The organism is Candidatus Tokpelaia sp., assembly GCF_008636115.1.
Taxonomy (GTDB): Bacteria; Pseudomonadota; Alphaproteobacteria; order Rhizobiales; family Rhizobiaceae; genus QLZD01.
Genome location: NZ_QLZD01000023.1, coordinates 36,931 through 53,890, shown reverse-complemented (window position 1 = coordinate 53,890; position 16,960 = coordinate 36,931). Strand labels below are relative to the sequence as shown.

Sequence of the window (16,960 nt, the reverse complement as noted above, 5' to 3'; positions counted from 1 at the left end):
ATTGTTAACCACAATAATATTTAACAGTTTTTTCCGCCTTGCGGCAATATAGACATTTTTCCATAGCGCGCCAAATCACTCACAATGCAGAGAGTGAGTATAATGGTTTGGTATAGTTGGTTTTGTACGCGTTTTGTAAACCGGCATAATTTTGCTTTGGCTGGGCAGAAGCAAAATATCGTCACAGCACAAAAGCCTGCCCCCCGCAAATTATATTGCCAGATTAAAGCCCGGCTATGGGCGGCACTGCTGTTACTCAGCTTTATGCTGGGCGGCAGCCTGCAAACGGCACAGGCGCAAATCGGCGTCGGCTTTACCGATAACGGCACATATACAGGCACGGTCGGTGCCAATAAAGGCGCGGTAGCGGGCTTTCGCTGCCCGAATGGCGGCGTTATTCGCGGTTATCGTCATACAGACAAATCCGTGCCTTACCCGCCAATGGGTGCGACCGCCGGCATGACAATCCGCATAGATATTTATTGCAATCTTGTTACTATGGATAAAGACAAGGTCGCACGCGCCTACCCTACTACGCCGGACGATGAGCCGGCAGTTGACGGTACTAGCGGTTATGCAGGCGCAGGTGCGGTGCAGAGTGCCTATTGCCCGGCCGACCAGGTTGTCAACCGCACCGGCGGCGATTCCCGTAAATCAACCAGTATTTACCCGGCCTGGGCCTCGGATATAACATTTACCTGTGCCAAGCTCACAGTCCTGACCGGTGACTGGGTAGCGGTGCAGGATATAGGGACAACCCCCAATTACCGCGCCGGCAATATTGAAAACAATTTGTGGACGCATAATTTCAGCGGCTGGATTTGCGCCCCGGCGCAAAACCGCGCTGTTAACGGCATTTACCGGCAAAATGGCGGTGAGGGCTGGGACGGCTTTAATATTTATTGCGCGACAGTGCGGCAGGCGCGATTTTCTTCTCGCATTCAGTTTCAAAATTTTGCCTGGAAAAAGACTCTGGGCCCGGACGGCTGGCTGACCGACCTGACCAAAAACGGCGTCCCGCTGGAATCGCAGATAGTTGATCCGGCAACCGGAGAAATCAGCACTGTTTCCGGGCGTGATAAAATGCCCTATTCCAATTTTGAGGGCACGGATAATGACCCTGCCCAATTCCAGTATGATTATGAAATTTTTGTGCTGCCGGGGACAGGTTACGGCGCTACCTTAAGCCAAAGGCCGGGCGATATACCGGAAGCCAGCTATTCTGCCACCAGCAACTGTATTTCTACAGTCGCTCTGGCCGATCACCAGGACGCGACCTGCGATCTTCTGGTAACCGGCAGGCCGGATATTGGCGTTTCTGTCAGCGTTTCGGGAGAGCATTTTACCGATACGGATAATCAGAAAAACGTAACCGTTGCAGGTGTCAGCCTCGGGCCGACACAGGCCAGGGGCACAGCCGGTTTCAGCCTTGAGGTTGATATTCCCGCCGGCTGGACGCCGCAAGCCGTGCCCGGCTGCACGGTTTCCGGCCAGCATGTCAGTTGCGCTATTGCCACTAATCTGGCAGAGGCTGCCGATTTTGGCGAAGAAGGCGGCACTGCCAGCTTTACCTTCCCCATTACGGTCAATGCCAATGCGCAATTAGGGCAGTTTGATATTGCCGCCTCTCTCGGCCGATCCAGGCCCGATGCCGGCGGCAATATATTGGATAGTGACTATAATACGGATAATGACAAGGCCACAACCCAGATAAGTTTTGACAAAAGGCCGGCGATCACTCTTACCAAAATCAGCCTGGGCGGCACCGGGCAATTTACCTTTTCCGGCGATAATGGCTGGCAGAGCCAGACCCTCGCTACAGATGTTGCCGGCACGGCCAAAACCGGCAAGCAGCAAGTGCTGACCACGCCGCTTGCTCCTACCACTATAACAGAAACGCCGCCGCAAGGCACAAACCCGGCCTTTAACTGGACAATAGCAAATCTTGACTGCACCGGGCTGGGCGAAGACGGCAGCTATACGGTAGATGGCAATTCCTTTACCCTGGATCAATCGGCAACCAATTATAATGCCGAAATCAACTGCACAGTTACCAATCAGCTTGCCACCACGCGCACCGCCAAAAGCTCTGATCTCGGTAATAATACGCCGGTGCAAAACGGCGATGAAATTGTCTATACGCTGACAACTGATGTTATCGGTAATGCCACCATAAAAGATACGGTGTTGACCGATATACTGGACGATAGTGTTGAATTTGTTGATATTGAAGATGCCGGCGATTTTCAGGCCGATACATCAAATGCGCCGGCGCTGAGTTTCACTTTGCCTTCCGGCACTGCTGTCGGCTCCTATAGTATTTCTTATCGCGTCAGGGTAAAAGGCACGGCTGCCGATGCCGTCAAAAATAGCGTCACCTCCGATAATGGTTATTGCGATGCCTGTGAAACGCAAAACCCGCTGGTGCAGGTTTCTACCACCAAAAAATCCAGCAGCGGCAATGGCAATCCGGTCGGCGCCGGCGATATTATCACTTATACGCTGACCACCACGGTGACCGGCGGTGCCACCACCAGCCCGGTTGTCTTAACCGATGCACCCAGCGATAATCTGGAATTTGTCGGCGTGACCAATGCCGGCTCCTTTACCACGGATATTAGCGACCCAACGAGGCCGCAATTTACTTTACCGGAGGGCACGCCGGCCGGTATTTATCAAATCACCTATCAGGTCAAGGTAAACGCAGATACAACAAGCGCAGCCAGCAATTCTGTCACCAGTATTCCCGGCACTTGCGATCAATGCAGCACCAGCAGCCCGGTTGTCTCCCTGCGTGTCAATAAAAGCTCCGATGTCGGCACCGGCACTCTGGTGCAAAATGGCGATATTATAACTTACAGGCTCAGTGTCACTGTGACCGGCGGCTTTACCCTGCGCGATACAGTATTAACCGATACATTGGGAGACGGGCTGACCTTCCAGAAAGTCAGCAGTGCCGGGCGGTTCCGCAGTGATACCGGCAAGGCGCCGGTACTGGCTTTCACTCTGCCCAAAGGCACGCCGGCCGGCACCTATACTATATCCTATACCGCGCAGGTGAAAAATGATGCTTCCGGCACTGTCGCCAATAATGTGACCACAAGTGACGGCACATGCGAGACCTGCGCTACCGAAAACCCGGTTATTACTATTGCCTCTGAAAAAACCTCAATGCCGGCGCCCGGCACACCGCTACAGCCCGGCGATATTATTACCTATACCTTGACCACGCATATTACCGGCGGCACTTCAACCACCCCCATTACGCTTAACGATACTCTGGGCGGCGGGCTGGCCTTTCAGTCTGTCACTTCTGCCGGCTCCTTTACCGCCGATACCGGCAAGGCACCGCAGCTGAAATTCACTCTGCCGAAGGGCATGCCGGCCGGCGACTATCAGGTAAGCTATAGTGCCAGAATTAAAGATGATGCCACAACTGACCAGGCTAATAATATTGTCTCTACGCCCGGCACGTGCACAAGCTGCACAGTGACCACCCCGCTTATTCATGTAGACACAGTCAAAAGCTCTGATATTCCCGCCGGCACCGGGGTGCAGACCGGTGATTTTATCACTTATACCCTCACCACCACAGTGAGCGGCGGCACGACCACCAAAGACACAGTCTTTACCGACAAGCTCGGCACCGGGCTGAGTTTTGACAGCATTACCGATAGCGGCAGCTTTACAAATGATACCGGCGCCGCGCCGACTCTGACCTTCACCCTGCCGGCCGGCACAGAGGCCGGAACTTATACCGCTTCTTACAGAGTCAAGGTTGAGGACACCGCCACCGGCGCGCTGAATAATGCGATAACGCCCGGCTCGGGCGGCAGTTGCTCCTCCTGCTCAACCACCACGCCTTTAACCGATATTGTCACCGAAAAGACAGTAGATGTTGCCAGCGGCACGCCGGTTCGGCCGGGCGATATACTGACCTATAGTTTGACAGTCACAGTCAAAAATGCGCCGACAACGCGCGATTTAAACCTGGCAGACAGTTTGGGCGATTCGCTGAGTTTTGACAGCATTGCCGATAGCGGCGCTTTTACCAGCGACACCGGCGCCGCGCCGCAGCTAAAATTTGTCCTGCCGGCAGGCACGGCAGCCGGCACTTACAAAGTCTCTTATCGGGCAAAAGTCAAAGATGATGCCACGCTTGCCGCCAATAATGCCGCAACGAGCGATTACGGCAGTTGCTCCCCCTGCACCACCACCAATCCGCTTATGATTATTTCTACCGCCAAAAGCTCTGATATTGGCGCCGGCAAACCGGTGCAAAAAGGCGATATTATTACTTATACCCTCACTATGACGGTTGCCGGCAGCCCGGCAATGCAGGCGGTGCAGCTCACCGACACGCTGGGCAGCGGCCTGGATTTTGTTGCCGTTGCCAATGCCGGGCAGTTCACCCCCGATACAAATGCCCGGCCGGTTTTAAAATTCACTTTGCCGGCGGGGACAGCCGAAGGCACTTATAAAGTTTCCTATACGGCGCGCGTCAACAGCGATGCTGTCTCAAGCGTGCAAAACTCTGTTACCTCAAAGCCGCTGGATAATAGCGGCAATCCGGTAGACGGGGTTGAGCTGCCTTGCAACCCGTGCACCTCCACTAATCCGCTCACCACAATTACAACGGCCAAAAGCTCTGATGTCGGCGCCGGCGCACCGGTGCAGACCGGCGATATTATCACCTATACGCTGAAAGTTGATGTGGCAGGCGGCACCACGACACAGGCAACGCTGCTCACCGACACGCTGGGCGACAGCCTGGAATTTGTCAGTGTCACCAATGCCGGCGCCTTTACCGCCAATACCGGCGATACCAAAAACCTGAAATTCACTCTGCCGGCCGGCACTGCCGCCGGATCTTACACGGTTTCCTATACGGCGCGGGTCAAGAAAACCGCTACAACCGCAGCGCAAAACTCTGTTACCGCCCAGCCGCTGGATAATAACGGCAATCCGGTAGACGGGGTTGAGCTGCCTTGCGACCCGTGCACCACGCAAAACCCGCTTGTTACCGTGACAGCGACTAAAAGTGCCAATATTGCTGAGGGCAGTCCCGTGCAAAAGGGCGATATTATCACCTATAGCGTCACGGCGATAGTCTCAGGCGGTGCGACAACACAAAACACCCTGCTGACCGACACGCTCAGCAGCAGCCTGGATTTTGTCGCTATCAGCGCTAATGGCGGCTTTACTGCCGATACCGGCGCCGCGCCGCAGCTTAAATTCACTTTGCCAAAGGGCACGGCGCCGGGCACATATATTGTCTCCTACACAGCGCAGGTGAAAACAGATGCCAAAACCGGCGCCAAAAATACGGTTATTGCGCAACCTGCCGATGAGAGCGGCAATCCGACAAAAGATCCGAATGCCGGCGAAATCCCCTGCAATCCCTGCACCACCAATAATCCGCTTTTCGGCATTTCCATTGCCAAAACCGCCAATATTGCCGATGGCGCCGCCGTGCGCAAAGGTGAGATTCTCACTTATACCTTAACCAGCACGGTTGCCGGCATTGCCACAACACAGGCGACATTGCTGACAGATACACTGGGAGCTGAGCTGGAATTTATCGCGGTAACCGATAGCGGCTCCTATAGTGCCGATGTGTCTGATCCAGGCAATCTGAAATTCACTTTGCCTAAAGGCACGCAACCCGGCCTTTACAAAGTCTCTTATACGGTTCGTGTCAAGCAGGACGCCCAGATCGGCGCTGATAACAGCATTGCGCCCCAGGCGCTTGATGATAGCGGCACACCGGTTGACGGTGTTGAAGTTCCCTGTGAGCCTTGCTCTACCCAAAACCCGCTGGGCGATATAAGCATTGCCAAAAGCTCTGATATTGGCAGCGGCACTGCCGTGCAAAAAGGCGATATTATCACTTACAGCCTGACAGTGACCGTGATAGGCGGCGCTACGGCACGCGACACTTTGCTCACCGACACGCTGGGCGACAGCCTGGATTTTGTCGCGGTCACCTCTGCCGGCTCCTTTACCGCCGATACCGGCGATACCAAAAACCTGAAATTCACTTTGCCGAAAGGCGCAACGGCCGGCACTTATACTGTCTCTTATACGGCGCGGGTCAAAAATGCGGCGACAGGCAGCGCGCAAAATGCTGTTACCCCGCAAATTCTGGACGATACGGGCACACCAATAACCGGTATTGATATTCCCTGCGATCCATGCTCGACCCAAAATCCGCTTATTGATGTCAGCTCGGCCAAAAGCTCTGATGTCGGCACCGGCACCGCCGTGCGTAAAGGCGATATTATCACTTACACGCTGACAGTCACAATTACCGGCGGCACCAGCACACAAAATATGCTGGTTTCCGATACGCTGAGCGACAGCCTGGAATTTGTTGCTGTAAGCGATAGCGGCAGTTTCACTGCCGATACCGGTGCGGCGCAAAATCCAAAATTTACTTTGCCGAAAGGCACGGCGCCGGGCACTTATACTGTCTCCTACACAGCGCGGGTCAAGCAAAGCGGGGAGACCACGGCCAAAAACGAAATTCTGGTCAAACCGGCCGATGATTCCGGCACACCGGTGAGTGATATTGATATTCCCTGCGACCCTTGCAGCACAGAAAGCCCGATTATCGGCGCAACCGCAGCCAAAACCTCCGATATAGGTGACGGCGTGGCTGTGCAAAAAGGCGATATTGTCACTTATAATCTCACAGTTACGGTGACAGGCGGCGCCACCGCCAACAACACTCTGCTCACCGACACTTTAAACAGTAATCTGGAATTTGTCGCGGTCACCAATGCCGGTTCCTTTACCGCCGATACCAGCAAAGCACCGCAACTGCAATTTACCTTGCCGAAAGGCACGCCGGCCGGCACTTATACCGTCTCCTATACGGCGCGGGTCAAGACTGATGCACAATCGGCAGCGCAAAACAGTGTCACCGCACAGCCGACTGATGATAATGGCGATCCGATAACAGATCCCAACAGCCAGATCACCTGCAACCCCTGCACCACCCAAAACCCGCTGGCGACTATTGATGCCGCCAAAAGCTCCGATATTGGCAATGGCGTCTCGGTGCAAACCGGCCAGCTCATTACTTATACACTGACAGCCCATGTAACCGGCGGCACCAGCACGCAGGCAACGCTGCTCACCGACACGCTGGGCGACAGCCTGGAATTTGTCGCAGTCACCAATGCCGGCTCCTTTACCGCCGATACGGGCGATACAAAAAACCTGAAATTCACTCTGCCAAAAGGCACGCCGGCCGGCACATATACGATTTCTTATACGGCGCGCGTCAAGGAAGATGCTATCGCTGCCGCTGATAATTCGGTTACAGCCAGCCCGCTGGATAATAGCGGCACACCGGTTGAAAATGTTACAATTCCTTGCAACCCTTGCGCCACGCAAAACCCGCTTGTTACCCTGTCTACCGCCAAAACTTCCGATATTGGTGACGGCACGCCGGCACAAAAGGGCGATATTATCACTTATACGCTCACTACCACGGTTAAAGGCGGCGCCACCACTCAGACAGTAAATCTGACCGATACATTGGGCGATAGTCTGGCTTTTGACAAAATTGTTGATGCCGGTGCCTTTACCACTGATACCGGCGCCCAGCCGGCATTAAAATTCAGCCTGCCGCAAGGCACGCCGGCCGGCACTTACACTATTTCCTACACGGCGCGCATTACCGGCACCGCCACAAAGGCAGCGCAAAATAATGTCGTAAGCGACAGCGGCACTTGCGACCCCTGCACCACTCAAAACCCGCTTATTACCCTGTCTACCGCCAAAACTTCCGATATAGGTGACGGCACAGGCGTGCAGCAGGGCGATATTATCACTTACAGTCTGACGGTAAATGTAACCGGCGGCGCAACCACGCAAACCACTTTGCTCACCGACACGCTGGGCGACAGCCTGGATTTTGTGGAATTTGGCGATGCCGGTGATTTTACCACCGACAGTTCCGCCCTGCCCGCATTGAAATTTATCCTGCCCGCAGGCACAAAAGCCGGCAGCCACATAATAACCTATAAAGCGCGGGTCAAGAGCGATGCCCAGGCTGACGCGCTCAATAATGTAACCGCCCAACCGGCCGATGCAAACGGTAATCCGCTAACCGGCACTGATGTGCCGCAAATCCCCTGCGACCCCTGCACCACCACTAATCCGCTGGTCGAGATTGCCACTGCCAAAACCTCTGATGTCGGCACCGGCAATGCCGTGCAGCAGGGCGATCTTATCACTTATAGCCTGACGGTAAATGTGACCGGCGGCGCCACTACCAGGGCCACCTTGCTCACCGACACGCTGGGCGACAGTCTGGATTTTGTGGAATTTGGCGATGCCGGTGATTTTACTGCCGACAGTTCCGCCCTGCCCGCGCTTAAATTTATCCTGCCCAAAGGCACAAAAGCCGGCAGCCACATAATTACCTATAAAGCCCGGGTTAAAGAAAATGCCGTTGACCTGGCGCGCAACAGTGTTACCGCGCAGCCGGCCGATGATAGCGGCCAGCCGATTGATGATCCCAATATACCGGCAATCCCCTGTATCCCCTGCGAGACACAAAATCCGCTGGTGATTATCAACACCTCCAAAACTTCGGATATCGGCACCGGCAATCCCATGCAATCGGGAGAAATCATTACTTATCGCCTGACAACTATTATTTCCGGCGGCACCAGCACTAATGATATTGTCCTGACCGATACATTGGGCGAAAATGTCCAGTTTGTCAGCATCAAGGCGGCCGGCAGTTTTACCGCCGATACAAAAGCCGCACCGGTGCTGAATTTTACCCTGCCTAAAGGAACACCCGCCGGAACCTATGTCATAACCTATCAGGCCAAGGCCAAAGACGGCATTAAAAGCGGCGTGGCAGAAAATTCTGTCACCACTAATCAGGGCAGTTGCGCCCCCTGCGCCACCCAAAATCCGATAGTGGTGATTTCTACTGTCAAAACCTCTGATATTGGCACCGGCACACCGGTTCAGCCGGGCGACACTATTACCTATACGCTCACTACCACGGTTGCCGGCGGCGTTTCTACCAAAGCCGTCACTTTGACCGACACATTGGGCAGCAGTCTGGATTTCTCCGGCCTTGTTGCCGCCGGCAGGTTTACCGCCGATACTTCTGCTGCTCCCAAACTCGCTTTCACTTTGCCTGCCGGCATGGCCGCCGGCACATATCAGGTCTCTTACAAGGTCAAGGTCAAAGGGCAAGCCACAGCGGACGCCGTCAATAATGTTACGACCGATAACGGCTCTTGCGACCCCTGCACCACACAAAACCCGCTTATTGGCGTGCGGGCGCAAAAAAGCTCTGATGTCGGTGACGGCACGGCGGTGCAGACCGGCGACATTATCACTTATACGCTACAGGCAGTAGTGGCAAACGGCCAGTCCACGCAAAATATCCTGCTGACCGATACATTGGGCGAAAGTCTTGACTTTATCGCCGTTAAAGACGGCGGCCGCTTCACCGCTGATTTAAGCGATAAAAAACAGCCTAAATTCCTGCTGCCTCCCGGCCAGGCACCCGGCATTTACACAGTTTCCTATACGGCACGCGTTAAAGCCGATGCCACAATAGCAGCGCAAAACGCCATCACCGCACAGGCTGCCGATAATAGCGGCAAACCGATAACCGGCCCTGATGCTCCGCTTATCCCCTGTGATCCTTGCACTACGCAAAACCCGCTCATTAGCATTATGGCCAATAAAACCTCCAATATTGGTGACGGCAATGCTGTCGGCCGCGGCGATCTTATCACTTATACAATCAATGTTTCTGTGACCGGCGGCGCCACAACGCGCAATACCTTGCTCACCGATACGCTGAACAGCAGCCTGGATTTTGTCAAAATCGTCAATGCCGGCAGTTTTAAAACCGATGTTTCGGCCGCCCCGGTGCTCAGTTTCACTTTGCCGAAAGGCACGCCGGAAGGCTTTTATCCCATTATTTATCAGGCCCGGGCAAAAACCGATGCGACAGCGGCGGCGCAAAATACTGTCACCGCGCAAGGGGCCGATGATGACGGCAATCCGCTGACCGGTGAAGATGCGCCGCAAATCTCCTGTGATCCGTGCACCACGCAAAATCCGCTGGTCGGCGTAAGTGTGGCCAAAGATTCCACTATTGGTGACGGCACTTATGTCCAGCGCGGCGATATTATTACCTATAGGCTGAAAGTCGATGTAACCGGCGGCAAAACCACCAGAAATATCCTGCTGACCGACACAATGAACAGCAGCCTGGAATATATGGCCCAGGTTGATTGCGGCACTGCCTTTCCAACCGCCGGCAAAAAGGCCGCGGAAACCATGGCAGCTACGGCAGCGGGAGCAGAATTTACCGCCGCTGCCGGTCAGATTTACACAGCCACTATCCCCGCCGGCACGGCCGCAGGGCAAAGTTCTGTCTGTTATCAGGCTCTGGTGCTTGAAACGGCCACGCTTACTGCCCAAAACTCTGTCAAACCGCAATATACGGATAGTCAGGGCAGGCCCGTCAATGACAGCAATTTACCCGCTATCCCCTGCGATCCGTGCACCACTCAAAACCCGCTTGTTGATGTATTGGTCTCCAAAAGATCCAGTGTCCCGGCCGGAGAAAGCGTACAGCGGGGCGATATTATCACCTATACGCTGCAATTAGAGGTAAAAGGCGGCAATACTACACAAAATGTCGTGCTTACCGACACATTGGGCGACAATCTGGAATTTGTTGAAGATGTGCCGGGAGATGGCGCCATCATGTATGATGCCGCCAGTGTGCCGCCGGTTTTGAGCTTTAGCGCTTATCACGGGCTTCAGCCGGGTATTTATAGCGTCTCCTATACAGCACGGGTCAAAAGTGATGCTGTCGGCACTGCCGATAATCAGGTCATAGCCGCGGGACAGGCTGTCGACAAAGACGGCCAGCCGATTCTCGATTCCCAAATGCCCGGGGTTCCCTGCAATCCCTGTGCCACCACGGCACCGATAGATTTCGGCGTATCACTGGAAAAGAACCTTATTGCCGAAGACGGCGCTGTTGCCGGTGTCGCCGAACCCGGCGAAACCCTGACCTATGAAATCACCATCACCAATCGCGGCGGTGCAATCACTGATTATGCTGCCCAGGATATATTGGACACTAATGTCACTTATCTGGAATCCGATCCTGCCGCCGCACATGACGGCAGCGCCAAAGGCGGCACGGTGGAATGGACAGGGCTGACCCTGCCGGCGCGGCAGGACGGTGCAAACGGTGTGCTGAAGCTCACCGTCAAGACAAAAGTCATTGCCCCGGTTGATGAACAGGCGCTCTCTGTCTTCAATATGGTGAAGGAAAAAGGCGCGGCCGATCCCGATTGCTCCGGCAAGCGCAAAACAACTGCCGCTGATGACGGCCTCAATACGGAAGCAACAACAGACAGGCAATGCGTTACTATACCGCTGGGCAAACCCAGGCTCAGCCTGAACAAAACCGTCTCTTATGAAGATAGTGACGGCAGCGGCAGCGCCAATGCCGGGGATATACTGCATTACAGCTTTGAAGTTTCCAATGATGGCAGCGTGCCGCTTGAGAATGTTACCATAGAAGATAACGGGCCGAAATTTAACAATTTTGCGGCAAATGGCAGCCTGGGCGCCATGACACCGGCAAATGTCAAGCTGGCAGTGGGAGAAAAGGCCACCATCAAGGCCGATTATATCCTGACCGATGCCGATGTGGAAAACAGCCTTGGCCTTATTGATGCCGTTGTCAATACAGCCAGCGCCAGGGGTCGGCTTACAAATGCCGCCGGCGGAGAAGATGACCCGCTGACAAGTGTGGCTTCAACCGAAGATCAGGCCAAACTGACACTGGCGGCGCCGAGACAGGAACTCACAATCAGCAAAGTCGCCGGAATCCGCGCCATTCGCCGCGGTGAGCAGGTGCCCTATACAATCCGCCTGACCAATAACGGCACAAGAGCGGTCAATAATGTTCGGGTCGTTGACCGGGCACCTTCCGGCTTCCGCTTTGTTGAACATTCGGCCGGTGTTGATGCGCAGGCGGTAGACCCGCTGGTGGAAGGCCGCAATGTTATTTTTGAAAATATTACTCTGGCCCCCGGCGCGGCGGTGGAAATTCACCTCAATATGCTGGCCTTGAGCAGCGCTACGCCGGATAAATATACCAACCGCGCCCATGCGGAAGATGAAGCCGGCAATCGCCTGACCGATGATGCCAAAGCCACAGTGGAAATACTGGTCGAACATGTCTTTGACTGCAGCGATGTTATCGGCACGGTATTTGATGATTATAATCGCAACGGCTACCAGGACGAAGGGGAAATCGGCCTGCCTGATATACGCCTCGCTACAGCCAAAGGCTGGATTATCACCACAGATACTTTCGGCCGCTATCATATCCCTTGTGCGGCGCTGCCGGAGAGTCGTATCGGCTCCAATTTTATCCTCAAGCTGGATACGCGCAGCCTGCCCTCAGGCTATCGCCTGACAACTGAAAATCCGCGTGTTGTGCGCCTGACAGCCGGCAAGCTCACCAAAATCAATTTCGGCGCCTCTGTTTCCCGTGTTGTGCGGCTTGACCTGCGCAGCGATGCTTTTGAAGCCGGCACAACAAATCTGAAAGCGGAGTGGAACAGCGGCATAGCCGAATTGATAGAAGTGCTGGAACGGGAACAGTCTGTCCTGCGTCTGAGCTACATAGACAGCAATGTCGGTGCCGGCGCCGCTCAATCCCGCATTAACCATGTGCAGCAGCTTATCCGGAGAATCTGGGGGCAAAAAGCCGGGCGTTACCGGCTGGAAATTGAAACACGTGTGGAGGTTGGCGGATGACACAGAATCTTTATCGCCGCACCATGCCCAAAGGCCGGTCGGTTCGGCACAACACCGCACCGGACAGCATTCAAGTGCCCGCACGCCGCAAATATGATGCCGGTTTCCGGCCAGGCCGGCGCGGCGGCACCAATATAATGGGCAATCTGCTGCCGGCAAGGCCTGTTGCCTCGCTTTTATCCACCACAGCTTTGCTGCCGGCAGCCTTATGGGTTATAACAACGAATGCCTCGGCTCAATATAATCCAACCTTCACCCAAAATACGGTGACCGAAGGCATTTGCCGTGAACCCGGCTGCAAAATACAAACACGCGGCAAGGCGCTGGATAATTCTGCGGCCGGATTTACCCCGCTTATCCGCAATAGCGGCAGAGCCAAAAGCACGGAAAAGGAAAGCCCGGCCGACCGGCGCGCCAACCCGTTCAGCATTACTATTGACGGTGAAAATCTGCCTGAAAATCGCGATCCGAAGGGCATTATTCCCTATAAAAGCGGACGGCTGGGCATTGACAGCGCAGCCCCGCAGGTAGACAGGCAGCGCCAGGCCGATTTAGACCTGCATGCCGCCGATATTCAGGTAAAATTTGACGGCGGCAATGTGGATACGGAACTGAATATTTCTACTGTGCCGATAAGGCGCTCTTACCGCGCCAATGAGCAGATAAAATTTTTAACAAGCTCCAATTATCCTGATTTTATCAGCCGTTCGGAAATCCGCATTTACCGGCGCGGCAGACAGGATATCGAGCAACCGCTGGCGGTGCTGCCCGTGGCGATAAATAATGAGGCAACATGGATAATGCCGGCCTCAGGCACACTGCCCGGCGATAAAGACCCGCTTATCAAACACCCGAATGATTTTATCTATATTTTGCGGGTTTATGATGAAAAAGGCCGCTATGATGAAACCGCGCCGAGAAGCCTGGTGCGCACCAGCCAGGGATTTGCCCCGGCGGCAGAAGACAAGCCGGAAATTGCCCCCGGTGTCGGTGATGATCACACGGCCCGGCGCAATATTCCTATTCAGGGCGGCGCCATTACGGTTTTTGGCCGCAATGTGCCGCCGGGCTATACGGCTCATGCTTTCGGCCGCACTATACCCATTGATAATGAGCGGCAATTTGTGGTGCAGCGCATTTTACCGCCAGGCGATCATATTATTGATGTCAGCCTGACGGGCGGCCCGGGGGATATTGAGAGCGGCCTGCATGTGCAGCGGCCGGTCAATATCCCGGATAATGACTGGTTCTATGTCGGCCTGGCCGATATTTCTCTCGGCAAGCGCATGGGTGATGAAAATATAGAAGAAGTGCGCCCGGGCGAATATGAAAGAGTCTACAGAAAAGGAAGGCTGGCCTTTTATTTAAAAGGCAAGATAAAGGGCAAATATTTGTTGACAGCCGCTGCCGATACGACCGAAGACAAACTGAAAAATATTTTCAAAAATATCGACAAAAAAGACGCGCGCCGGCTGCTGCGCCGCCTTGATCCGGACGATTATTACCCCATTTACGGCGATGATTCCGCCTTTTCTGAAGATGCGCCGACCAAAGGCCGCTTTTATGTGCGCCTGGAGCGCGGTGACAGCCATATTTTATGGGGCACCAGCAATACGCGCATAACCGGCACTGAGCTTTTGCGCTCCGAGCGCGAAATTTACGGCGGCAATGCTCTTTACCGCTCGCAGAAAATGACGTCTTTCGGCGAGCGTATTACTGAAGCGACAGCCTATGGCTCTCAGCCGGAAGCCCTGTCTGAGCGGCAGGAATTTCTGGCAACCGGCGGCTCTGCCTATTTTATGAAGCGGCAGGATATTGTCCGCGGCTCAGAAACTGTAAGCGTGGAAACGCGCGATGAAACCACCGGCCGGGTAATTGAGCGGCGCACTTTGCGTTATGGTGAAGATTACAGCTTTGATTATATGCAGGGCGTGTTGCTGCTGCAAAGGCCGCTTAACTCCACCACCGGGGTTAATGGCGCTGTGCGCGAAGGTGCTTTGGGCGGCCAGAAAATTTATGTGCTGACCAATTATGATTATGTGCCCACAGCGCGCGATGTCGACGGCTATTCTTATGGCGGCCGTGTCCAGCAATGGCTGGGCGAAAAAATTCGTGTCGGCGTAACCGGCATGTCGGAAACCACCGGCCCGGCCGATCAAAAAGCCTATGGCGCCGATATTCAGTTGCGCCAGTCGGAAAAGACTTCATTGGAAGCGGAAATTGCCCATTCCAAAGGCCCCGGCTTTAATGTGCTGCGCTCCACTGATGGCGGGCTGACCTCATGGTCGCCCAATGACCGCAAACGCGATTATAAAGGCGCTCTTTCCTGGCGCGCGCGCGGCCGGTTGGGCCTGGCCGATATTATGGGCGAAAAAGCCGGCGACAGCGCGCTTGGCGGCTATTATGAAAAGAAAAAAGCCGGCTATTCTTCTCTGACAGAAGAAATCACCCGCGACCAGACTATTTGGGGGGCAGATACGGCGCTCACTTTAAGCAAAAATATTGGCCTGAAACTCAATTATGACGATTTCAGCACGGACGATGAGCGCAAGAGGAAAGACGGTGCCGGCACTGTGACCGCACGCTTTAACGATTTTTGGAGCGCCGAACTCGGCCTGCGCTACAGCAGGCTGCATAATCCCAACACGCAACAAAAAGGCTATAATGGCGAAAGGCTGGACGGCGGCGGCCAATTAGCCTACCGCCCCAATGATGATGCAAAAATCTATGTTTTCGGCCAGGGCAGCCTGCACCGCTCCGGCGATATTCACCGCAATGATCGCGGCGGTATCGGCACTGAATTGCGGCTGACCGATAAAATCGGCCTGAATGCCGAAGCCTCTTACGGCACACACGGCCTTGGCGGCCTGGCCTCGCTGGATTATAGCCAGACAGCCGATGATCATTATTATATTGGCTACCGGCTTGATCCCGACCGCGCTTTCAGCCTTGAACGCAGCTATAATCTCTATGGCACAGATATGGGCGCCATTGTCGCCGGCATGAAGCGCCGCATCAATGATGTTGTTTCTGCTTATGCCGAAAATAATTATGATTTATTCGGCCGCCGCCATTCACTGACTCAAACTTACGGCGTCAATTATACGCCTGATAATTTGTGGAGCTTCAATGGCGGGCTGGAAATGGGGCGGGTAACCGGCGCTGCTATCACCCAAAGCAATCAAACGGATTTTGACCGCTATGCGCCCAGTATCGGCTTTAATTATAAAAATGAGGAAAGAGGCCTGACAGCAGCCGGGCGCACGGAAATGCGCCTGGAAAAAAGCAAGGATAGAAGCCGCAATCAGATAAGCTACCTGTTTTCCGGCGGACTGGGCATGAAAACCTCTAAAGACTGGCGCATAATTGCCAATGTCGACGCTGTCATTGCCGATTCCCGCGCCCAGGCCGAAACGGCTTTTATCGACACGACTTATATAGAGGCCTCTGCCGGCTATGCTTACCGGCCGATTGAAAATGACCGCCTGAACGGCCTGTTCAAATATACCTGGCTTTATGATATGCCCGGCACCCATCAGCGCGTTGGCGGCGATGCGGAAATAGAGCAAAAATATGGCGGCTACTACGCCCCGGCGCAGAAGACGCATATTGTCTCGGCCGATTTCACCTATGATCTTTTTTCCTGGCTGTCAATAGGCGGGAAATACGGCCTGCGCCTGGGCGAGGTCAAATACCGGGAAAATTATAATAAAAGCGCTGAGTTCAGCCATCACTGGCAAAAATCCACTGCGCATCTCGGTGTCGTCCGCGCTGACCTGCACTGGATTAAAAACTGGGATATTCTTATGGAAGGACGCATTATGAATATGCCTGAAGCCGATACGACCGATTACGGCGCCCTGGCCGCAGTTTACCGCCATTTGGGCAATAATTTCAAATTCGGTGTCGGCTATAATTTCGGCCGCTTCTCCGATGATTTGCGTGACCAGACTTACGATGATCGCGGCATGTTTGTCAACTTTATCGGCAAATTCTAACCCCTTCGCCGCCGCTTTGGCCTTACACCCTGGCGGCGGCAATAACAGGCAAGCGCTTGATCGCGGCGCTTTGTGTTTCAGCTTTTGGCTTTGTCTGACCTCTTGCCAAAAAGACAGACTGC

Annotated in this window: 2 protein-coding genes; both read left to right on the top strand. The window is 54.3% G+C overall.

What is annotated here, in order from left to right:
* The first annotated feature begins 102 nt into the window (after positions 1–102).
* Positions 103–12,840 carry a DUF7507 domain-containing protein gene (locus tag DPQ22_RS03745; protein ID WP_190323133.1) on the top strand — a complete coding sequence of 4,246 codons (12,738 nt, stop codon included), beginning with the start codon at positions 103–105 and terminating at the stop codon, positions 12,838–12,840.
* Positions 12,837–16,838, top strand: a complete 4,002-nt coding sequence (locus DPQ22_RS03740; protein ID WP_150213264.1) for a TonB-dependent receptor — start codon at positions 12,837–12,839, stop codon at positions 16,836–16,838. Before DPQ22_RS03745 ends, DPQ22_RS03740 begins: the two co-directional genes overlap by 4 nt.
* Positions 16,839–16,960: the final 122 nt, after the last annotated feature.